15 protein-coding genes are annotated in these 18,298 nt (G+C 72.1%); 7 read left to right on the forward strand and 8 right to left on the reverse strand.

The window, feature by feature from the left end; all coding sequences use genetic code 11:
* The first annotated feature begins 424 nt into the window (after positions 1 to 424).
* Positions 425 to 1,069, forward strand: a complete 645-nt coding sequence (locus tag AB0B33_RS41595) for an MFS transporter (protein ID WP_360782307.1) — start codon at positions 425 to 427, stop codon at positions 1,067 to 1,069.
* Here the strand turns inward: AB0B33_RS41595 and AB0B33_RS41600 are convergent.
* Positions 1,047 to 1,454 (reverse strand): hypothetical protein, encoded by a 408-nt coding sequence (locus AB0B33_RS41600; RefSeq protein WP_247018575.1) that lies wholly within the window; start codon positions 1,452 to 1,454, stop codon positions 1,047 to 1,049. The genes AB0B33_RS41595 and AB0B33_RS41600 overlap by 23 nt on opposite strands.
* Before the next feature lie 42 nt (positions 1,455 to 1,496).
* A complete protein-coding gene (locus tag AB0B33_RS41605; RefSeq protein ID WP_247018577.1) occupies positions 1,497 to 2,366 on the reverse strand; it encodes an oxidoreductase in 870 nt (289 codons plus the stop codon).
* Positions 2,367 to 2,680: 314 nt separating this feature from the next.
* Between AB0B33_RS41605 and AB0B33_RS41610 the strand changes: the two genes are divergently transcribed.
* A complete protein-coding gene (locus AB0B33_RS41610) occupies positions 2,681 to 5,287 on the forward strand; it encodes a tetratricopeptide repeat protein (RefSeq protein WP_360782309.1) in 2,607 nt (868 codons plus the stop codon).
* 27 nt (positions 5,288 to 5,314) lie between these two features.
* Here AB0B33_RS41610 and AB0B33_RS41615 read toward each other — a convergent pair whose 3' ends face one another.
* The 5 genes from AB0B33_RS41615 to AB0B33_RS41635 form a co-directional block, all read right to left on the reverse strand.
* Complete coding sequence (locus AB0B33_RS41615; RefSeq protein ID WP_360782311.1) at positions 5,315 to 6,541, reverse strand: RNA polymerase sigma factor; 1,227 nt, start codon at positions 6,539 to 6,541, stop codon at positions 5,315 to 5,317.
* Entirely contained in the window at positions 6,538 to 6,861 is a 324-nt protein-coding gene (locus AB0B33_RS41620; protein ID WP_360782313.1) for a YciI family protein, read from the reverse strand. Before AB0B33_RS41620 ends, AB0B33_RS41615 begins: the two co-directional genes overlap by 4 nt.
* A gap of 37 nt (positions 6,862 to 6,898) precedes the next feature.
* Positions 6,899 to 7,513, reverse strand: a complete 615-nt coding sequence (locus tag AB0B33_RS41625; protein ID WP_360782315.1) for a dihydrofolate reductase family protein — start codon at positions 7,511 to 7,513, stop codon at positions 6,899 to 6,901.
* A gap of 91 nt (positions 7,514 to 7,604) precedes the next feature.
* Positions 7,605 to 8,315: a hypothetical protein gene (locus AB0B33_RS41630; protein ID WP_360782316.1), complete on the reverse strand. Its 711-nt coding sequence runs from the start codon at positions 8,313 to 8,315 to the stop codon at positions 7,605 to 7,607.
* A gap of 45 nt (positions 8,316 to 8,360) precedes the next feature.
* On the reverse strand, positions 8,361 to 9,542 hold the full coding sequence (locus AB0B33_RS41635; protein ID WP_360782318.1) for a glycoside hydrolase family 3 N-terminal domain-containing protein: 1,182 nt from the start codon (positions 9,540 to 9,542) through the stop codon (positions 8,361 to 8,363).
* Between the two features lie 137 nt (positions 9,543 to 9,679).
* On the opposite strand from AB0B33_RS41635, the gene AB0B33_RS41640 reads away from it, so the two are divergent.
* The 5 genes from AB0B33_RS41640 to AB0B33_RS41660 are packed head-to-tail and all read left to right on the forward strand — an operon-like array spanning position 9,680 to position 14,652.
* Positions 9,680 to 10,258: a LuxR C-terminal-related transcriptional regulator gene (locus tag AB0B33_RS41640; protein ID WP_360782319.1), complete on the forward strand. Its 579-nt coding sequence runs from the start codon at positions 9,680 to 9,682 to the stop codon at positions 10,256 to 10,258.
* Positions 10,259 to 10,266: 8 nt separating this feature from the next.
* Positions 10,267 to 11,523 carry an extracellular solute-binding protein gene (locus tag AB0B33_RS41645; RefSeq protein WP_360782321.1) on the forward strand — a complete coding sequence of 419 codons (1,257 nt, stop codon included), beginning with the start codon at positions 10,267 to 10,269 and terminating at the stop codon, positions 11,521 to 11,523.
* Positions 11,523 to 12,428, forward strand: a complete 906-nt coding sequence (locus AB0B33_RS41650; protein ID WP_360782323.1) for a sugar ABC transporter permease — start codon at positions 11,523 to 11,525, stop codon at positions 12,426 to 12,428. The genes AB0B33_RS41645 and AB0B33_RS41650 overlap by 1 nt, the downstream gene beginning before the upstream one ends.
* Positions 12,425 to 13,249, forward strand: coding sequence for a carbohydrate ABC transporter permease (locus AB0B33_RS41655; protein WP_247018591.1), 825 nt, complete (start codon positions 12,425 to 12,427; stop codon positions 13,247 to 13,249). The genes AB0B33_RS41650 and AB0B33_RS41655 overlap by 4 nt, the downstream gene beginning before the upstream one ends.
* Entirely contained in the window at positions 13,246 to 14,652 is a 1,407-nt protein-coding gene (locus AB0B33_RS41660) for a GH1 family beta-glucosidase (RefSeq protein WP_360782325.1), read from the forward strand. Before AB0B33_RS41655 ends, AB0B33_RS41660 begins: the two co-directional genes overlap by 4 nt.
* Here AB0B33_RS41660 and AB0B33_RS41665 read toward each other — a convergent pair.
* The gene (locus AB0B33_RS41665; protein ID WP_360782327.1) at positions 14,611 to 18,240 is read right to left on the reverse strand and encodes a BTAD domain-containing putative transcriptional regulator; all 3,630 of its coding nucleotides are present in this window, start codon (positions 18,238 to 18,240) and stop codon (positions 14,611 to 14,613) included. The two genes, AB0B33_RS41660 and AB0B33_RS41665, sit on opposite strands and share 42 nt — an antisense overlap.
* Positions 18,241 to 18,298: the final 58 nt, after the last annotated feature.

The following is an 18,298-nucleotide window of genomic DNA, read 5'->3' on the forward strand; positions in this document are numbered from 1 at the left end:
ATTCGGTCGGTACGGGGCTGCGTGAGGAACGGCCTGCTACCCGCCCGGGGCTCGCCCCGGCCGGCACGCGGCTGCGTGAGGAACGGCCTGCTACCCGCCCGGGGCTCGCCCCGGCCGGCACGCGGCTGCGTGAGGAACAGCCTGCTACCCGCCCGCGGCTCAACCCACCCGGCGCGGGGCTACGCGAGAAACAGCCTGCTACCCGCCCGCGGCTCAACCCACCCGGCGCGGGGCTACGCGAGAAACAGCCCGCTACCCGCCCACAGCTCGACCCGACCGGCGTAGCGGGGCCGCGCAAAGACCGAGCCACCCCTCGCCCGCGGCTCGACCTGGTCGGCACCGCGCTCGTCGTCGCCGGCGTAGGACTGCTCGTGCTCCCGCTGATCGACCCACCGGGCCCGACTGGCGCCTGCTCGTCGCCGGTGTGGGGTTGCTCGTCGGGTTCGGGTTCCACCTGCGCCGGTCGGCCGCGCCGCTGGTCGAGCCGAGCCTCTTCGCCCACCGCGGGTTCCCGGCCGCGCTCGTCGGCTCGCTGCTGTTCTTCGCGGCGATGACCGGGCTGATGCAGGTCGTGCCGATGCAGCTCCAGCTCGGCCTCGGCGCCGACGTCCGCACCGCGGGCCTCACGCTGCTGCCGCTCTCGGCCGGGCTCGCCGTGTCGTCGTGGTTCGCCGGGGCGAAGCTGGTACCTCGGTTCGGCGCGCGCGTGATGTTCGGCGGGCTGGCGCTGCTGCTGATCGGGATCCTCGCCACGATCGCCGTCGACGCCTCGGTGCGCGGCTACCCGTGGCCGCTGCCGGTCGCGCTCGCGCTGTGCGGGCTCGGGATGGGCACGTTCACGGTGCCGTTCTTCACCGCGGCGCTGGCCCGCGTCCGGCCGCACGAGACGGGCTCGGCGGCCGGGCTGCTCAACGCCGTTCAGCAGCTGGGCGGCACCCTCGGCGTCGCCCTCCTCGGCGGGCTCTACCTGGGCAGCGGCACGGCGGCGGCACCGCTCGGCCTCGGGGCCGGGCTGGTGGCCGCCGCCGCTGCCGCCGTGGTTCCGCTCAGTAGTCGTCGCGGCCGGTGAACTGCTGCTCCAGCAGCTCGGCCGCGCCGGCGACGAGCTCGAGGGGGTCGGTGAACTCGTTGATGTCGAGGTTGATCAGCGGGAGCGAGTGGCGCAGCACGAGGTGGTCGCCCATCACGGCGATCCCGCCCACCACGATCGCCTCGCCGACCTCGGTCAGCACGGCGAGGAGGTCGACCTCGTCGTGCCGGGCGAACGGCGTCGCGATCTGCACCCAGTCCTCACGCTGGTCGAGGATCTCGCGGGCGATCACGACGATCTGGGCGCGCTGTTCGGTGTCGGGATCGTCGCCGAAGATCAGGCGGATGCGGATCTCGTCGGGCTCGTCGCGCACCACCCGGTACGACTCCCTGATGTAAGCGACCAGATCGTCCCACTGCGCCACGCTTTTCTCCGTTCTCGTGCCTGTGCGCGCTCAGCGTAGCGATCAGGGGGCGCCGATCCGGTCGAGATCGGCGAGAACGTCGGCGGGCAGTTCGAGCTCGGCGGCGGCGAGGTTCTCCCGCAGGTGCTCCGGCGACGAGGTCCCCGGGATCAGCAGCATCGACGGCGACCGCTGCAGCAGCCAGGCGAGCGCGACCTGCATCGGCGTGGCCCCGACCCGCGCGGCGCAGTCGTCGAGCGCCCCGGACTGCAGCGGGCTGAACCCGCCGAGCGGGAAGTACGGCACGAAGGCGATCCCTTCGGCGGCGCACTTGTCGACGAGGTCGTCGTTCTCGCGGTGCGCGAGGTTGTACTGGTTCTGCACGCACACGACGGGCGCGATGGCCTTGGCCTCGTCGAGCTGCTCGGCGGTGACGTGGCTGACGCCGAGGTGCCGGATCAGCCCCTGCCGCCGCAGGTCCGCGAGCACCCCGAACGGTTCGGCGAGCGACATCGGCACGGGGTAGTCCCCGGCGGCGTTGCTCAGCCGGAGGTTCACGACGTCGAGCGCGTCGACCCCGAGGTTCCGCAGGTTGTCGTGCACGGCCTGGGTGAGCTCATCGGCCGACAGCGCGGCCGGCCAAGCCTTGTCCTCGCTGCGCTTCGCGCCGACTTTCGTGACGATGCACAGGTTTTCGGGGTACGGGTGGAGCGCTTCCTTGATGACCGCGTTCACGGTGTGCGGCCCGTAGTAGTCACTGGTGTCGAGGTGGGTGACCCCGGCCCCGACGGCTTCCTTCAGCACGGCGACGGCGGTGTCGTGATCCCGCGGCGGCCCCCACACGCCGGGGCCGGCCAGCTGCATGGCGCCGTATCCCATGCGGGTGACCGGGATTTCGCCGCCGAGGGGGTAGGTGCCGCCCAGGTTCGCCATGCCGCTCCTTTGCTTCGAGTGCGTCTCGTGAGGAGTCTAGGCGAGGTCCTCACGCGACCGGTTTTGTCGGTGGTGCGCGGTAGGATTGAATTGGGGGCTGCTCACGACGATTTCCGTTGTGGGGCAAGGGAAATCATTGGTCGGTTTCACCCGATCCAGCGATGATCTTTCGTACGCTTGTTCGGTAGCGTTGGTGGTGTGGCCGGGAGAGTCGACCTGCGAAAGGAGATCGTCATGAAGGCCTGAGACTGCTCGACCTAGGAGGAATGGCATTGCGAAGAACCACCCTGGTTCCGGTCCGGGACAATCTCTCGGTGGATGCGAAGACGCCCGTCGACAACACCATCGATGCGGGCCGGGACATCGGAACGGTCGTGCAGGCAGGCACCATCGGAACTGTCAACCTGGCCGCATCTCCGGCCGGCACCGCCGTGGCCGTGGTGCTGCCGGTGCGAAGTGACGTCGGAAAGTACGCCGAGGTCTTCGTGGGCCGCGAGGACGAAGTCGAGCGCCTGTCGTCGCAGCTGCAGCCCGGTTCCGGGGCTTCGGTCTCGTACGTCGCCGGGATGGGCGGTGTGGGCAAGACGGCGTTGGCGTTGCACTGCGCGCGGGCTGTGGGCGAAGCCGGTTGGTTCCCCGGTGGCGTCTTCTCGGCGGACATGCAGGGTTACCGAACTGACGGCGGCGTTCCCGCACGGGCGATGCTGCGACCGTTGATGCGGCTCCTGGGGGCCGACCCCCACGAGATCCCCGTGGACGTGGGCGAGCAACTGGCCGCCTACCAGCAGGTGCTCGACCAGTTGGACCGGTCGGGTAACGCGGTCCTGCTGGTTCTCGACAACGTCTCCAGCGCGGAACAGATCCAGGGGTTGCTCCCCGCCGGCGGTGTTCACCGGGTGGTGATCACGACCCGTGAAACCCTGAGCCTTCCCGGGGCTCGCGGTTTCTCCCTCGATGTGCTGACGAACGAAAACGCGAGCGTTTTGCTCGACAGGGCCATCTGCGATCTGACTCCGGACGAGCGGCGGCTGTCCGCGGATCCGATCGGGACGCGGGAACTGATCCGTACCTGCGGGCGGCTCCCGCTGGCTTTGCGGATCGTCGCGGCCCTGCTCGTGGACGAACCCGCGTTGACACCCGCCCGGCTGGCCGCCGAACTGACCGAGGCCGGGATCGTGGGCTTCGCGCACGGTGAGCGAGCGTTGGCGGCGGTGCTCGACCTTTCCTGGCACCGCTTGCTCCGCCGCAACCGGGCCGCGGCCCGGCTGTTGCGGCTGCTCTGCCTGACCGTGGGGCCGGATTGCCCCACGGAAGTCGCCGCCGTGCTCAACGGCTCGTCCGACGCTCGCACTGTGCCACTGCTCCGCACGCTGCGTCAGGCACATCTGCTCGCCCATGCCGACCAGCGCTGGCGGATGCACGACCTCGTTCGTGCCCACGCGGAAACCTGCGACGCCGGTCTCAGCGCGTCCGATCTTCAGGCGGCTGACACCCGCCTGGTCGACCACTACGTCTTCACCACACAAGACGCCGTGTTTCGCATGGCCGACCTTGCGAAAAGACCAGGTCACCACCGTTTCGACCGCACCGAAGATGCCGACCGCTGGCTGGTCACCGAATACCCCACGCTGCTCGCGGTCGCGCACAAGACCGCTGAAGCAGGGAACCACCGCTACGCCATGGTTCTGTGCAGTCACTTGTTCGCGTACCAGAACAGGCACGGCTACCTGACCGATCTGCTCATGACCTCCCGACTCGGTTATGCCGGCGCGTGCCTTTCCGGCGAGATCGCGGCCCGCGCGGACGCGGCGAGCAACCTCGGCATCGCGCTGAACAAAGTCGGACTGATCGCCGAGGCGATCGACTTGTTCCGGGTCGCCATCGACCTGCACACCGAGAACGGCAGCACCCACGATGCCGCCAAGGCCTGGAACAACCTGGGAAACACGCTCGGCGCGGCGGGGCGGCGCGACGAGGCGGTGCACGCTTGCCGCACCGCCGTCGACGCTTACCGGAGAGCCGGCAACGTTCGGAAAGAGGCGGCCGCGTGGATCAACCTGGGTAGCGCACTGGCAGCTGATGAGCAGCCGGAGAACGCGGTCCTCGCCTTTGAGAAAGCCGCCGAGATGTGCCGGGAGATCGGCGACGTGGGGACCGAGGTGACGGCCTGGTCCAGTGCGGCGGGCGCGCTGCTGGACGCGGGCCAGTCCGAGGACGCCGTCCGGGCGGGCAACACCGCCGTCGCGGTCGGCCAGGCGAACCGGAACGTCGCGGCCGAGGCCGCCGCGTGGGCGAGCCTCGGCTTCCTCTACCAGCGCCTCGGCCGCTCCCGGGAAGCCGATGACGCTTGCCGGCGGAGCATCGCGATGGAGGGCCGGGAAGAACCGACGGGGACGGTCGCGTTGCGGTGGACCCAGTTGGGCCACGCGAGATCCGAAGAAGGGGACCACACCGGAGCCGCGGCGGCGCACCGGGAAGCTGTTCGCGCTTACCGCCGCATCGGCGACTGGCACGGCGAGGCGATGACATCGAACAACCTCGGGCACGTTCTGGCGGAGTCGGGCGATCGTCGAGGAGCGGCGGCCGCGCACCAGACCGCGCTGAGTCTCACCCGGGCTCACGACGACCTTTTCGGGCAGGCCATGACGCTGGCGAACATCGGTGCCCTGAACAACAGGACGGGGGAGGCAGCCGCGGCCGGTGCGGCCTTCAGCGAAGCGACTGCCCTGTTCCGCCGCATCGGAGATGCCAAACGAGAAGCCGATGCGTGGCTTCACCGCGGCATCTGCCTGCACGACCACACTCGGGCGGAAGCGATTGCCGCTTACAAAAACGCGTTGTCCATCTATACGGAGGCGAACAACAAAGAGGGCATCTCGTCGGCAACCCGATGGCTGGTGAGTTTGCTGGTCCCCCGATGACGAACGAACCCCGGAAGCAGGTGATCGCTACCCGAGCTGGTCGCGGCGACGGCTCAACGACGCCGTCTCCGCGGTGTTCCCCGCCAGCTCGATGGCCCGGTCGTATGCCTCCCGTGACTCCGCGCTCCGGCCCAGCCGGCGCAACAGGTCGGCGCGGACGGCGTGGAACGAGTGGTACCCGGCCAACTTCGGCTCGAGCCGGTCGACCGCCGCCAGTGCCACCTCCGGGCCGTCGAGTTCGGCGACCGCGATGGCCCGGTTGAGGGCGACGATCGGTGACGGGTCGATGCGGACGAGCTGGTTGTACAGGGCCAGGACCTGCGACCAGTCCGTGTCGCGCATGTCGCGGGCGGACGTGTGCACGGCGTTGATCGCCGCGAGGATCTGGTAGCGGCCCGGCGCCACCCCGGCGGCGAGGCGTTCGCGCACCAGCTGGTGGCCCTCGGCGATCAGGGACGTGTCCCAGGCTCCGCGGTCCTGCTCGTCGAGGGCGACCAGCTCGCCGCCGGCGGAGAGGCGGGCGGGGCGGCGGGCCTCGGTGAGGAGCATCAGGGCCAGCAGGCCCGTCACCTCGCCGTCGGACGGGAGGAGGGCGCGGATCAGGCGGGTGAGGCGGATCGCCTCGGCGGTCAGGTCCTGGCGGACGGGGTCGGTGTCCGGGCCCGTCGCGAGGTAGCCCTCGTTGAAAACCAGGAAAAGCACCGCCAGCACACCGGACACACGGGAAGGGAGGTCCTCGGCGGAGGGCACACGATACGGAATGCGAGCGGCTTTGATCTTGGCCTTCGCGCGGGTGATCCGCTGGCCCATCGTGGTCTCGGCGACCAGGAAGGCGCGGGCGATCTCGGGCACCGTCAGGCCGCCGACCATGCGCAACGTCAGCGCCAGGCGGGCGTCCGTCGCCAGCGCCGGGTGGCAGCAGGTGAAGATCAGCCTGAGCCGGTCGTCGTCGATGGCGCCGAGGGGCTCAGGTGGGTCGTCGTCGTACACCATCAGAGCCTCCTTCTGCTTGTCGTCGCGCTTGCTCTCGCGGCGGATGCGGTCGATCGCCTTGCGGTTGGCGGTGGTGGTCAGCCACGCGCCGGGGTTGGGCGGAACGCCGTCGGACGGCCAGCGCTCGACGGCCGTCGCGAACGCCTCGGCCGCCGACTCCTCGGCGATGTCGAGGTCACCGAAGCGTCTGGTCAGCGCGGCCACCACCCGGGCCCACTCCTCGCGGTGGGCCCGGGTCACCGCCTCCTCGACGTCGCTCACTGGAACGGCCGGACCTCGATCTTGCGGTCGCAGACCTGGGACGCCTCGGTGGCGAGCTTGAGCGCGACGTCCAGATCGGGGGCCTCCCACACCCAGATCCCGGCGAGGTACTCCTTGGACTCGAGAAAGGGCCCGTCGGTGAGCACCGCCTGCTCGCCGCGGCTGTCGACGACCGTGGCCGCGTCGGTGTCCGCGAGGCCGCCCGCGAAAACCCAGTAGCCCTCCTCGATCAGGCGGTCGTTGAACGCGCTGATGGCGGGCTGCCGGTCCGTGCTGCCGGGGTTGTCCTTGTCGTCGATGACGGAAACCAGGTAGCGCATCGGGAAATCAACTCCTGTGGTTCGGGGGATGAGGACTTCACGCCGCCGGCGCGTACTGCGGGCGACCGGCCGGCCGGAAGACCTGGATCGTGACGCCCTTCGAGTCGACCCGCGACTCGACGAGGTCGAGCGCGAGATCGGGGCCGCTGGCCGGGAACAGCCGCGTGCCCTGGCCGACGACGACCGGGATCACCAGCAGGATCATCTCGTCGACCAGGTCGTTCGCCAGCAGCCACCGGGTCAGCGTGCCACTGCCGTGCACCTGCAGCTCGCCACCCGGCTTGGCCTTCAGCTCGCGGACGGCCGCCGCGAGGTCGCCGGGCAGCACCGTCGTGCCCGGCCACCGCGGGTCGGTGAGCGTGGCCGAGGCGACGTACTTCGGGGTTTCGGCCAGTGCCACGCCGATGGGGCTGGTGCGCAGCTGCTCGATCGTTCCCCAGGAGCCGGCGAACAGGTCGTAGGTGCGCCGGCCGAACAGGAACGCGTCCGCGCGCTGGTAGGTCCGCGCGATGAACGCCCGGGTCTCGTCGTCGCCCTTGCCGAGGGCCCAGCCGCCGCGGTCGAACCCGTTGCGGCGGTCCTCGGCGGACGCGCCGCCGTTGCCCTGCACGACTCCGTCGATGGTCAGCTGGGTCACGGTCGTCAGCTTCATGATCGGGGCTCCTCGGCCTCGGTGCCGCCCCCGCGGGCGGCCTCACCCCTGCTACGAACACCCTCGCGCCGATCCGACACCGTCGCCGGAATTATTTTCGGAGACCCGCGGCGGACGCCACGAGGGCCATCGGCCAGCGCGCCGACGGCGGCCACGGCCCGGCCACGGCGGCCAGCTGTTCGGCGGGGAGCCGGCCGCCGGTGGCGAGGCAGCAGCGGACGAGGGCGCGGACCTCGTCGACCGCTGGGCCCGGTTCGAGGGCCAGGGCCGGGCCGGTGGCGGCCGGGTCGGCCAGGATCGGCGCACCCTGCCCGCCTGGCCCGAGGTCGACCGCTGGGCCCGGCTCGACGTCTCGTGCCGGGCTCGGCCTGAGGTCTCGTGCCGGGGTTGGCCTGAGGTCTCGTGCCGGGCTCGGCTCGAGGTCCCACAGCTTCAGCGCGTGCACGGCCGCTCGTCGCGACAACTCCGGCGTCGACGCGTACCAGTGCCCGCTCATCCGGCTCCGCGGCGGATCACCGGGTGGCGGCGGCCGCCGGCCGAGCCGCTTCTCTTGCACACGCGACGCCACGTAAGCCGTGACCTCCGCGCGCCACACCGCACGGCTGGCCTCCAGCGCCTCCAACGCGCGCAGCAAAGCCCGCTCGTGCCGCTGGTACGGCCCGGCCAGCTCGGCGAGGAAGCTCAGCGTCGCCCGGTGCCCGATCGGGTGGTAGAGACCCACGCACGAACACAGGGCCGCGACCCGCCGGCCGTGCGCCAAGCGACCGTCCCGCACCCGGCGTGCCCGCTCTCCGAACCCCATCGGGCGACACTACCGATCTCGCGGCGGCGCATCGAGCGGGAAAACTCAGGCGCAGAGGCCCTTGCCCCGCAGCACGCGCGTCACCGACTCCTGCACCCGCGCCGCTGGCAGCTCGCCGGACTGGACCGCCTTCACGAGCCGGTCCAGCACCTCGTCGACGCGGCCGCCGGAGGACCACAACGCCTGGTCCGCGCCGGCCTGCAAGGCCTTCAGCACCGCTTCCGGCAGCGAATACTGCGCCGTGATCGCCTTCATCGCGCCGAGGTCGTCGGTGAGCACCGGCCCGGTGAAGCCGAACTCGCCGCGCAGCAGCTGGTAGGCGGGCGGGGAAAGGGACGCCGGGACCCCGCCGGTCAGGTCGGGGACGTCGAGGTGGCCGACCATCACCGCGACCGGGCCGTAGTCGGCGAGGTCGCGGTAGGGGACCAGGTCGACCGCGCGCAGCTGCGCGAGCGGGGGCGTCACCACCGTGCCCTTGTGGGAGTCGCCCGAGCCGTGGCCGTGGCCGGGGAAGTGCTTCAGCACCGGCTGGATGCCCGCGTCGCGCAGGCCCTCCGCGAACGCCATCGCGTACGTCTTCACGCGCGCCGGGTCCGGGCTGAAGGACCGGTCGCCGATCACGTCGTCGTCCTCGGCGCCGGTGACGTCGGTGTCCGGGGCGAAGTCGACCGTCACGCCGCGGGCGCGCAGCTGGCGGCCGCGGTCGGCGGCCAGGGCGCGGACCTGCGCCGGGGACTTCGTCGCGGCCATCGTCCGGGCCGACGGGATGTCGCCGTCGAGGTCGTCGATGCGCTGGACGCGCCCGCCCTCCTCGTCGACCGACACCGCGACCGGGACCTTGGCCACCGCCTGGACCGCGGCCAGGGCGCGGTCTTTCAACAACGCTGTTGCGTTACCCCCGACGAAGATGCCGCCGACCTGGTGTTCGCGCACCAGGGAGACCGTGGCGGCGGGGTTGTCGCCGGTGACCCCGACGACGACCAGCTGCGCGACCTGGGCGCGGACGCCGAGGAGGCCGGCCTGCGACGCGCAGTCGCCCGGACGGGCCAGGCGTGACGTCGGAGCGGGCGCCGCGGGCGGAACAGCCGCGCTGAAGGAAGAAGGAGCGGGGGAGGCCAGGGGCAGCGCCAGCCCGGACACGGTCCGCGGTTGCAGGCCCACGACCAGCAGACACCCGGCCACGATGGAGAACGCCACCCCGAAGGCGGCAAGACGTCGGCGGTTCATCGGTCCCTTCACTCGTCGGCGTGCCCCACGACCGTAGTCGACTTCACGGCGTGAAGAACGGCTCCATCGCGGTTAGAGAATTTGTGAAGGCGCCATCAGCAGAGTGAGGTTGTCGGAAAATGGCTGAGGAGGGCTCGATGGAGCAGGTGCGAGTGGCGGCGTGGGCGTCGGACCCGATCGCCCTGACCGGGCTGATCAACCACCTGAAGACGCGCCCGGAGCTGCTGGTCGTGCCGCGGGCCCGCCGGGGCGAGGCTGCGGTGCTGGTGTTCGCCGTCGGCCAGGTCGACCGGGAGGTCGTCGCCGCGCTGCGGGCCGCGGCCGCCGAGTCGCCGGCCGCGATCGTGCTGGTCGCCGGGCACGTCGACCCGGCGCACCTGAGCGTGCTCGCCGACTGCCACGTCTCCGCCGTGCTGCCGCGCACGGCGCTCGACCGGCTCACCGAGAACGTGCTCGCCGCCGCACGGGGGCGCACGACGTCGTTGCGGGACCAGGTCGAGGCGCTGGCGCAGGAAGGCAGCGGCGCCGCGTTGACGCCGCGCGAGGTGGATGTGCTTCGCCTGATGGCCGAAGGCTGGGACACTGCCGAGATCGCGGGCCGGCTCTGCTACTCGGAGCGGACCGTGAAGAACGTCATCTACGCCATGACCAACCGGCTCAACCTGCGCAACCGGCCGCACGCGGTCGCGTACGCCGTACGGGCCGGGGTGATCTGAGGGAGCCCGTGCCCACGACCGTCCGCCGGACCGCCGCCGCGGTCGCCGCGTTGACCCTGCTCGCCGCCTGCAGCCCCGCCGACTCCGGCGGCCCGACGAAGCTCACGATCGCCACCTTCGGCGAGTTCGGCTACGCGCCGCTGATCGCGGAGTACCAGAAGCTGCACCCGGACATCACGGTGCAGAACCGCGTCACCGACTTCGACACCCACCACAAGGGCCTCGCGACGCAGCTCGCCACCGGCCGCGGTGCCGCCGACGTCGTCGCGATCGAGGAGCAGTACATCCCGCAGTACCGGAAGGCGAAGGACAAGTTCGCCGACCTCGCCTCCTTCGGCGCCCGCGACCTCCAGCCGCAGTGGGCGCCGTGGAAGTGGGCGCAGGGCACCGACGGCGGCTTCGTGCTCGGCCTCGGCACCGACATGGGCAGCCTCGCCCTCTGCTACCGGCGCGACCTCTTCCAGGACGCCGGCCTGCCCACCGACCGCGACGAGGTCGCGAAGCTGATCCCCGACTGGCCCGCCTACGCCGCCGCGGCCGACCGCTTCACGGCGAAGACGCCCGGCGTGAAGTTCGCGGACTCGGCGGGCACCGTCTACACGGCGATGCTCAACCAGTCGCCGGAGAACTACTTCTCCCAGCGGGACGACTCCTTCATCGCCGACACCAATCCCAGCGTGCGCACCGCCTTCGACCTCTCCGGCGGGATCGCCGCGAAGGGGCAGACGGCGGCGGCGACCACGTTCACGCAGGCGTGGAACGTCGCGATCAAGCAGGGTTCGTTCGCCACTGTCGCGTGCCCGGCGTGGATGCTCAGCCAGATCAAGGAAGCCGGCGGGGACGCCAACAAGGGCAAGTGGGACGTCACGACGGTGCCCGGCAAGAGCGGCAACCAGGGCGGCTCGTTCCTGACCGTGCCCAAGCAGGGCGCGCACCAGAAGGAGGCCTACGAGCTCGCCCGCTGGCTGACCGCGCCGGAGCAGCAGAAGAAGCTCTTCCTCTCCGACGGCATCCTGCCCAGCGAACCGGCCGTCTACGAAGACCCGCAGGTCGTCGCGCACACCGATCCGTACTTCGGGGACGCGCCGATCGGCCGGATCTTCGCGGCGTCGGCCGAGCAGCTGCGGCCGAACTACCGGGGCCTGCACGACGCCGACGTCCGGCCGGAGTTCGGCCGCGCGCTCGGGCGGATCGAGGACAGGACGCAGACCGTCGACCAGGCCTGGGCGCAAGCCGTCCAGCAAGCCCGAGCGCTGCTGAAGTAGTGCGCCACCGGCTCGCCCGCTTCGACCGCGAAGTCACTCCGCTGCTGTTCGTCGCGCCGTTCTTCGGGCTGTTCGCGGTCTTCGGCGCGTACCCGCTGCTCTACACGGCGTGGGTTTCGCTGCACGACTGGAACCTGCTCGAAGGCGGCCAGGGCCGGCTCGGCCTCGCCAACTACGGCGAGCTGCTCGCCGACCCGCACTTCTACAACGCGCTCGCCAACACGGTGAGCATCTTCCTGCTGGCCGCGGTCCCGGAATTCCTGCTGGCACTGGGCATCGCGGCGTTGCTCGACCGGCCGTTGCGCGCCGCGACCTGGTGGCGCACCGGGATCCTGCTGCCGAACGTCGTTTCCGTCGTCGCGATCGGGCTGGTGTTCGGGCAGCTGTTCAGCCGCGACTACGGCGTCGTCAACGAGGTGCTCGGCTGGGCCGGCATCGCGCCGGTCAACTGGCAGGCGACGACGTGGACGTCGCACTTCGCCGTGGCGAGCATGGTGCTCTGGCGCTGGACCGGCTACAACGCGCTGATCTACCTGGCCGCGATGCAGGCCGTCCCGAACGACCTCTACGAAGCCGCGGAGCTCGACGGCGCCTCGCGGTGGCGGACGTTCTGGTCGATCACCGTGCCGGGCATCCGGCCCGCGATCGCGTTCACCGCGGTCGCCGGCACGGTCAACGGCCTCCAGCTCTTCGCCGAGCCGCAGCTGTTCGACGCCGGTGGGTCCGGCGCCACCGGGGGCAACGACCGCCAGTTCCAGACCCTGGTCATGTACCTGTACGAAAAGGGCTTCACCCAGTTCAACGCCGGGTACGCGGCGGCGCTGACGTGGGTGATGTTCGTGGTCTGCGCGCTGTTCGCGCTGGTCAACTACCGGCTGGTGCGCCGGTTCGTGAGGGCGGCGTGACCGCGCGGCGCCGCCCGGGCGGCTGGGTGTACGCGGTGCTGACCGGTGTGCTCGGCGCGTCCGTGTTCCCGCTGTACTGGTCGTTCGTGGTGGCCACGCGCGACAACTCGGCGATCGGGGAGGCGGCGCCGGTGCTGGTGCCGGGCGGGCACCTCGTCGAGAACGTGCGCCGCGTCTTCGACACCGTCGACTTCTGGCTCGCCATCGGGAACTCGCTGATCGTCGCGACCACCGTCATGGCGGCCAACGTCGTGCTGGCGAGCCTCGCCGGGTTCGCTTTCGCGCGCCTGCGTTTCCGCGGCCGGAACACGCTGTTCCTGCTGGTCGTCGGCTCGGCGATGGTGCCGGCGCAGCTCGGCGTGATCCCGCTGTACCTCGTCGTCGGCGACCTCGGCTGGTACGGGCGGCTGGAAGCGGTGATCGTGCCGGCGCTGGTCAGCGCCTTCAGCGTATTCTGGATGCGCCAGGCCTGCGAGAACGCGATCAGCGCCGACCTCGTCGACGCCGCCACCGTCGACGGCTGTTCGATCCTGCGCACCTACTGGCACGTCGCCGTGCCCGCGTTGCGCGCGCCGGCCGCGGTGCTCGCGATGCTCACCTTCATGGCCACGTGGAACGACTACTTCTGGCCGCTCGTGGTACTCGACCCCAACGAAACACCGACCGTGCAGGTGGCCCTTTCGCGGCTGGCGAGCGGCTACTACACCGACTACGCGCTGATGCTCACCGGCGCGACCGTCGGCGTCGTGCCCGTCATCGCGCTGTTCCTGCTGCTGGGGCGCTACCTCGTCAAGGGAATCCTGAAAGGGGCACCAGTGTGACCGGACCCGAATTCCCGCCGGGGTTCCTGTGGGGCGCGGCGACCGCGTCGTACCAGGTGGAAGGCGGCGTCGGCGAAGGCGGCCGCGGACCGTCCATTTGGGACACGTTCGCGGCCGCCGACGGCAAGGTGCTCGGCGGCGCGACCGGCGAAGTCGCCTGCGACCACTACCACCGCTACCCCGAAGACGTCGGCCTGCTGGCGGACCTCGGCCTGAACGCCTACCGCTTTTCGGTCGCCTGGCCGCGCGTGATGCCGGACGGGCGGACGACGTCGGCGGCCGGCCTCGCCTTCTACGACCGGCTGGTCGACGAGCTCCTGAGCCGGGCCGTCGTCCCGGTGCTGACGCTCTACCACTGGGACCTCCCGCAGGCGCTGGAAGACGACGGCGGCTGGCCGGAACGCGACACGGCCCGGCGGTTCGCCGACTACGCCGCGGTCGTGCACGACGCCCTCGGCGACCGCGTCAACCAGTGGACGACGGTCAACGAACCGTTCTGCGCGGCCTTCCTCGGCTATGGCAGCGGCGTGCACGCGCCCGGCGTCCAGGACCACGACACCGCGCTGGTCGCGGCCCACCACCTGCTGCTCGGACACGGCCTCGCGACGCGCGCGCTGACCGAGCAGGCGCGCCCGGGGCACGAGTTCTCGCTGGCGCTGAACTTCGCCCCGGCGATCCCGGACGGCGACACCCCCGCCCACCGCGAGGCGGCCCGGAAGTTCGACGGCATCCACAACCGGTTCTTCCTGGACCCCGTGCTGGGCAAGGGATATCCGGAAGACGTCATGGCGGACGTCGAGCACCACGGCGGCCGGTTCGCCGCGGCCGTGCGCGACGGCGACACCGACGTGATCGCGGCGGCGATCGACTGGCTGGGCGTGAACTACTACGCCCCCGCGCGCGTCACCCCGCTCGAAGACCCGCTGGGCCCCGGCAACTGCCCGCTGCCCGGCTTGCGCGGGTTGGACGTGCTGCCCGCGCCGCCGCCGCTGACGGCGTTCGGCTGGGAGCAGTCGCCGGGCACGCTGACCGAGCTGCTGACGTGGATCCACGAGCGGTCCGGCGGGCTGCCGCTGGTCGTCGCCGAGAACGGCGCGTCCTTTGTGGACGAGGTGGTCGACGGCCGGGTGCACGACCACGACCGCGTCCACTACTTCGCCGAGCACCTGGAGGCGGTGCACGACGCCCTGCGCGGCGGCGCCGACGTCCGCGGGTACTTCGCCTGGTCGCTACTCGACAACTTCGAGTGGGCGATGGGCTACACGCAGCGCTTCGGCCTGGTGCACGTCGACTTCGACACGCAGCGGCGGACCGTCAAGGACTCCGGCCGGTTCCTCGGCCGGGTCGCGAAGGCCAACGCGCTAGGTGCGCCGCCGGACGGCGTCGGCGACGCCGGAGCGTGAAGGCGTTTCCAGCTTCCCGAGCAGCCGGGCCACGTGCGCCTGGACCGTCCGCCGCGGCAGCGACAGCTCGGCCGCGATGTCCGGGTTGGAGCGGCCTTCGGCGACGAGACCGGCGATGCGGACCTCGATCGCCGTGAGCGACTCCCAGCCGTGCCCGGGCCGGATCGGCGAGAACACCGCACCGCGCCGGACACCGAGGCGGCGCAACCGGGTTTCCGCGCGCCGCAGGTCCCAGCGCGCGGACAACGCCGTGTAGAGCTCGGCGGCCTCCTCGAACGCCGCTTGCGCCGCGTCCAGCCGGCCCGCGCCGGCCAGCAGCACGGCCGCGTCTTCCAACGCGGCCGCCAGTTCCGGGCGGCGGCCGACCGCGCGGAAGTGCTCCGCCGTGGCCAGCACCGCGGCCGGGTCGTCCTCGATCAGCCCGCGGCACCACGACGCCGCCGCGTGCGCCCGCGCCGGCCGTCGTTCCTTCGCCGCCTCTTCTGCGCAGACGTCGAGAGCGCGGCGGGCGCGGCCGGGGTCGTCCTGCTCCATCGCCAGCCGCACGAACGCCGGCAACCACTGGTGCCGCAGCATCATCGCCGCGTACGTCGGGTTCAGGATCGGCTCGAGGACGGTCAGCGCGCGGACCCGGTCGCCGCGCTGCTCGGCGGCGAGGGCGTCGGCGACCAGCAGGAAGTCGAAGCTCTCGCGCTCGGCGCCGGTCGCCGGGGCGTACTCCTCCGCCGCGTCGAGGTGGGCCGCGGCCTGGGCGCGGTCGTCGCGGCGGCCCGCGATCAGCGCCGCGACGCCGTGCAGCAGCAGCGCGGCCGGGCCCGGCTCGCGCAGGCCGTAGAACGTGATCGCCGGGCCGTCCTCGATGACCGTGTCCAGCTCGACCAGCGCCTCGTCCCAGCGGCCTTCCCAGTACCGGTGCACCGCCGCGGACACCTGCAGCCCGACCGGCAGCGCGTGCCGTGCCGCGACTTCTCCGGCCGCGCGCAGGGCGTCGCCCGCTTCGGCCAGGCGGTCGAGGTTCTGCAGCGTGAAGACGCGGTTGTCGAGCAGGTCGAGGTGCAGGTCGGCCAGCTCGTGCTCGTCGCCGACGGCCTCGATCGCCGCGTCGACGTGGCCGAGCGCGCGGTCGTGCTCGCGGCGCACGGAATCGACCAGCCACAACGTCTGCAGCGCGTGCGCGGTCACGTACCGGTCGCCGCCGGCGAGCGACTTCGTTTCGCGCGCCGCCTTTTCCGCGGTGTCCAAATCGGACAGATCGCCGCGCCGGAAGTTGGCCAGCAGCTGCCGGTGCTTGACCCGCCAGAGCTCGGGCACGGCCGGGTCGTCGACCGCGCCGGTCAGCGTCGCGACCGCGCCTTCGGTGTCGCCGCGACGGTGCCGCAGCGCCGCGGCCACGTGCCGCATCTCCTCGACGGCGTCCGGGTCGGTGGCCACCTCGATGGCCTGCTGCGCCTGGGTTTCCGGGCTGCGTTCCAGCCGGAACAGCACCTTGACCAGCGCGACGAGCAGGACTTCCCGGCGGGGGTCGGCACCGTCGATCGCGGCCAGGGCCCGTTCCAGCAGCTCGACGGCGATCAGCGGCGCCCGGTTGGAGACGGCCGCGTGGTGCCCGGTGAGCCAGTCCAGCACCCATTCGTCCACTGTGGCCGGTGCGGCCACCAGTTGTTCGGCGACGCGCTTGACCGGCGCGCCGATCCGGGCGAGCGCCTCGGCCGCCTGCCGGTGCAGCGCCGCCCGCGTCGCGCCGGGCAACCGGTCGTAAAGCGCTTGGCGCAGCAGGGGATGGCGGAACGCGAGCTGGGTCCCGGTGTCGATGAGGACGTTCGCCGCGACGGCTTCTTCGAGCGGCTCCAGCAGGTCCGACGGCCGGGTGCCGAGCACCGCGGCGACGTCCCCGACCGCGAACTCCATGCCCAGCAACGCGCCCCAGCGCAGCACTTCCTGCGTCCGCGCGGTCAGGAAGTCGAGCCGCCGGTCGACCGCGGCGACCAGCGAACCGGGCGCCTCGAACTCGGCCGGGTCGCCGACGTCGGCCTCGCCGCCGCTCACCTCGACCGCGCCGGCGCGCAGCAGGACATCGACCATTTCCTTGACGTACAACGGGTTCCCGGCGCCACGAGCGGCCAGCTCGCGCAGCCCCGGCCCCGGCGGCGCCCCGATCCGGTCCTCGATCAGCCGGCCGACGTCTTCGCCGGTCAGCGGCGCGAGGTCGAGGACGACGCCGTCGCGCGCCTGGACACCGCGGCGCAGCTGGGCGAGCTCGGCGCGGTCGGGCGCCGGGCGGGTCGCGGCCACGAGCAGCAGCGGCAGCTGGCGGGTCGCCGCGCAGAGCCGGTGCCAGACCAGCACGGACGCCTCGTCGGCCCACTGGAGGTCGTCGATCACCAGCACCTGCGGCGAGTGCGCGCAGAGTTCGTCGACCAGGGCCAGCAGCCGGTCGACGGCGCCGAGCACCGGGTCGGCCGGGCCCCAGCTGCGCCGCACCGGCCCCTCGCCGGCGAGCTCCTGGGCCACCCGCGCGCGCCGCGGGTCGGCCGAATGCACGTCGATCGCCAGGCACTCCAGGATGACCTGCAGCGGGAACCGGGTGCTCAGCTCGTCCGCGGCGGCGGAAAGCCGCTGGTAGCCGGGGCCGTCGGGCAGCGAACCGGCGAGCAGCTCGGACTTGCCGATGCCCGCCTCGCCCTCGATCCAGACGGCCCGCCCCCGCCCGGCGCGGACGTCGGCGACGAGTTCGGCGAGGGTCCTGGTTTCGGCTTCCCGCCCGAACAGCCGGTGCCCGGTGACCACGATGGGCGCCGCGGGCGCGTCGAGCCCGGGGTCCTGGGCGAGGATCCGCTGGTGGAGCCGTTGCAGCGCCGGTCCGGGCTCGACGCCGAGCTCCTCGACGAGGGTGGCGCGGGCGTCGCGGAAGACGTCGAGCGCGTCGGAGTGCCGCCCGCTGCGGTAGAGGGCGAGCATGAGCGACTCGCGCAGGGATTCCCGCAGCGGGTGCTCGCCGGCCAGCACGGCCAGCTCCGGCGCGAGGTCGAGGTGCCCGCCGAGGGCCAGCACCGCTTCGGCGCGCCGCTCGAGCGTGTTCAGCCGCAGCTCGGCGAGGTATTCGCGGTGCCGCTCGGCGAACCCGCCCGGCACCCCGGAAAGCGCTTCACCCTGCCAGAGGGCGAGGGCGGCGTCGAGCTCGGTGACGGCGGCCCGCGGGTCGCCCTGGCGGAGGTGGTCCTGCGCGAGCTCGCGGTGCCGTTCGAACACGGCCGCGTCGAGCGCGTCTTCGGCGAGCAGCAAGGAGTACCCGGCCGGGTCCGACAGCAGGACACTGGCCGCCGACCAGCGCGACCGGTCCGGTTCGAGCGCGCGGCGGAGCCCGGAGACGTAGGTGTGGACGCTGCCCTCGACACTCGCGGGCGCGGAGTCGCCCCAGACACCGGCGATCAGCTCGGCCCGGGGGACCGGCCGCCCGGCGTTGACCGCGAGCACCGCGAAGATGGCACGCTGACGCGCGGGGCCGAGGCCGATTTCGGCCGCCCCGCGCCAGGCCCGCAGCGGGCCGAGCACACCCACCCGCAGGCCGGTGTCCGCATCCCCTGCCATGTCAGTGCCGTCCCCTCTGGGGCGTGCGCCCCAGACCCCGTTTCCCCCAGGGACATCT

It is taken from the genome of Amycolatopsis sp. NPDC049159, from assembly GCF_040648295.1.
Taxonomy (GTDB): Bacteria; Actinomycetota; Actinomycetes; order Mycobacteriales; family Pseudonocardiaceae; genus Amycolatopsis; species Amycolatopsis pretoriensis_A.

Coding starts and splice junctions, on each gene's coding strand:
- AB0B33_RS41605 (WP_247018577.1), bottom strand. CDS start 2,366: ATGGCGAACCTGGGCGGCACCTACCCCCTCGGCGGCGAAATCCCGGTC.
- AB0B33_RS41620 (WP_360782313.1), bottom strand. CDS start 6,861: ATGCGCTACCTGGTTTCCGTCATCGACGACAAGGACAACCCCGGCAGC.
- AB0B33_RS41625 (WP_360782315.1), bottom strand. CDS start 7,513: ATGAAGCTGACGACCGTGACCCAGCTGACCATCGACGGAGTCGTGCAG.
- AB0B33_RS41630 (WP_360782316.1), bottom strand. CDS start 8,315: ATGGGGTTCGGAGAGCGGGCACGCCGGGTGCGGGACGGTCGCTTGGCG.
- AB0B33_RS41635 (WP_360782318.1), bottom strand. CDS start 9,542: ATGAACCGCCGACGTCTTGCCGCCTTCGGGGTGGCGTTCTCCATCGTG.
- AB0B33_RS41640 (WP_360782319.1), top strand. CDS start 9,680: ATGGAGCAGGTGCGAGTGGCGGCGTGGGCGTCGGACCCGATCGCCCTG.
- AB0B33_RS41665 (WP_360782327.1), bottom strand. CDS start 18,240: ATGGCAGGGGATGCGGACACCGGCCTGCGGGTGGGTGTGCTCGGCCCG.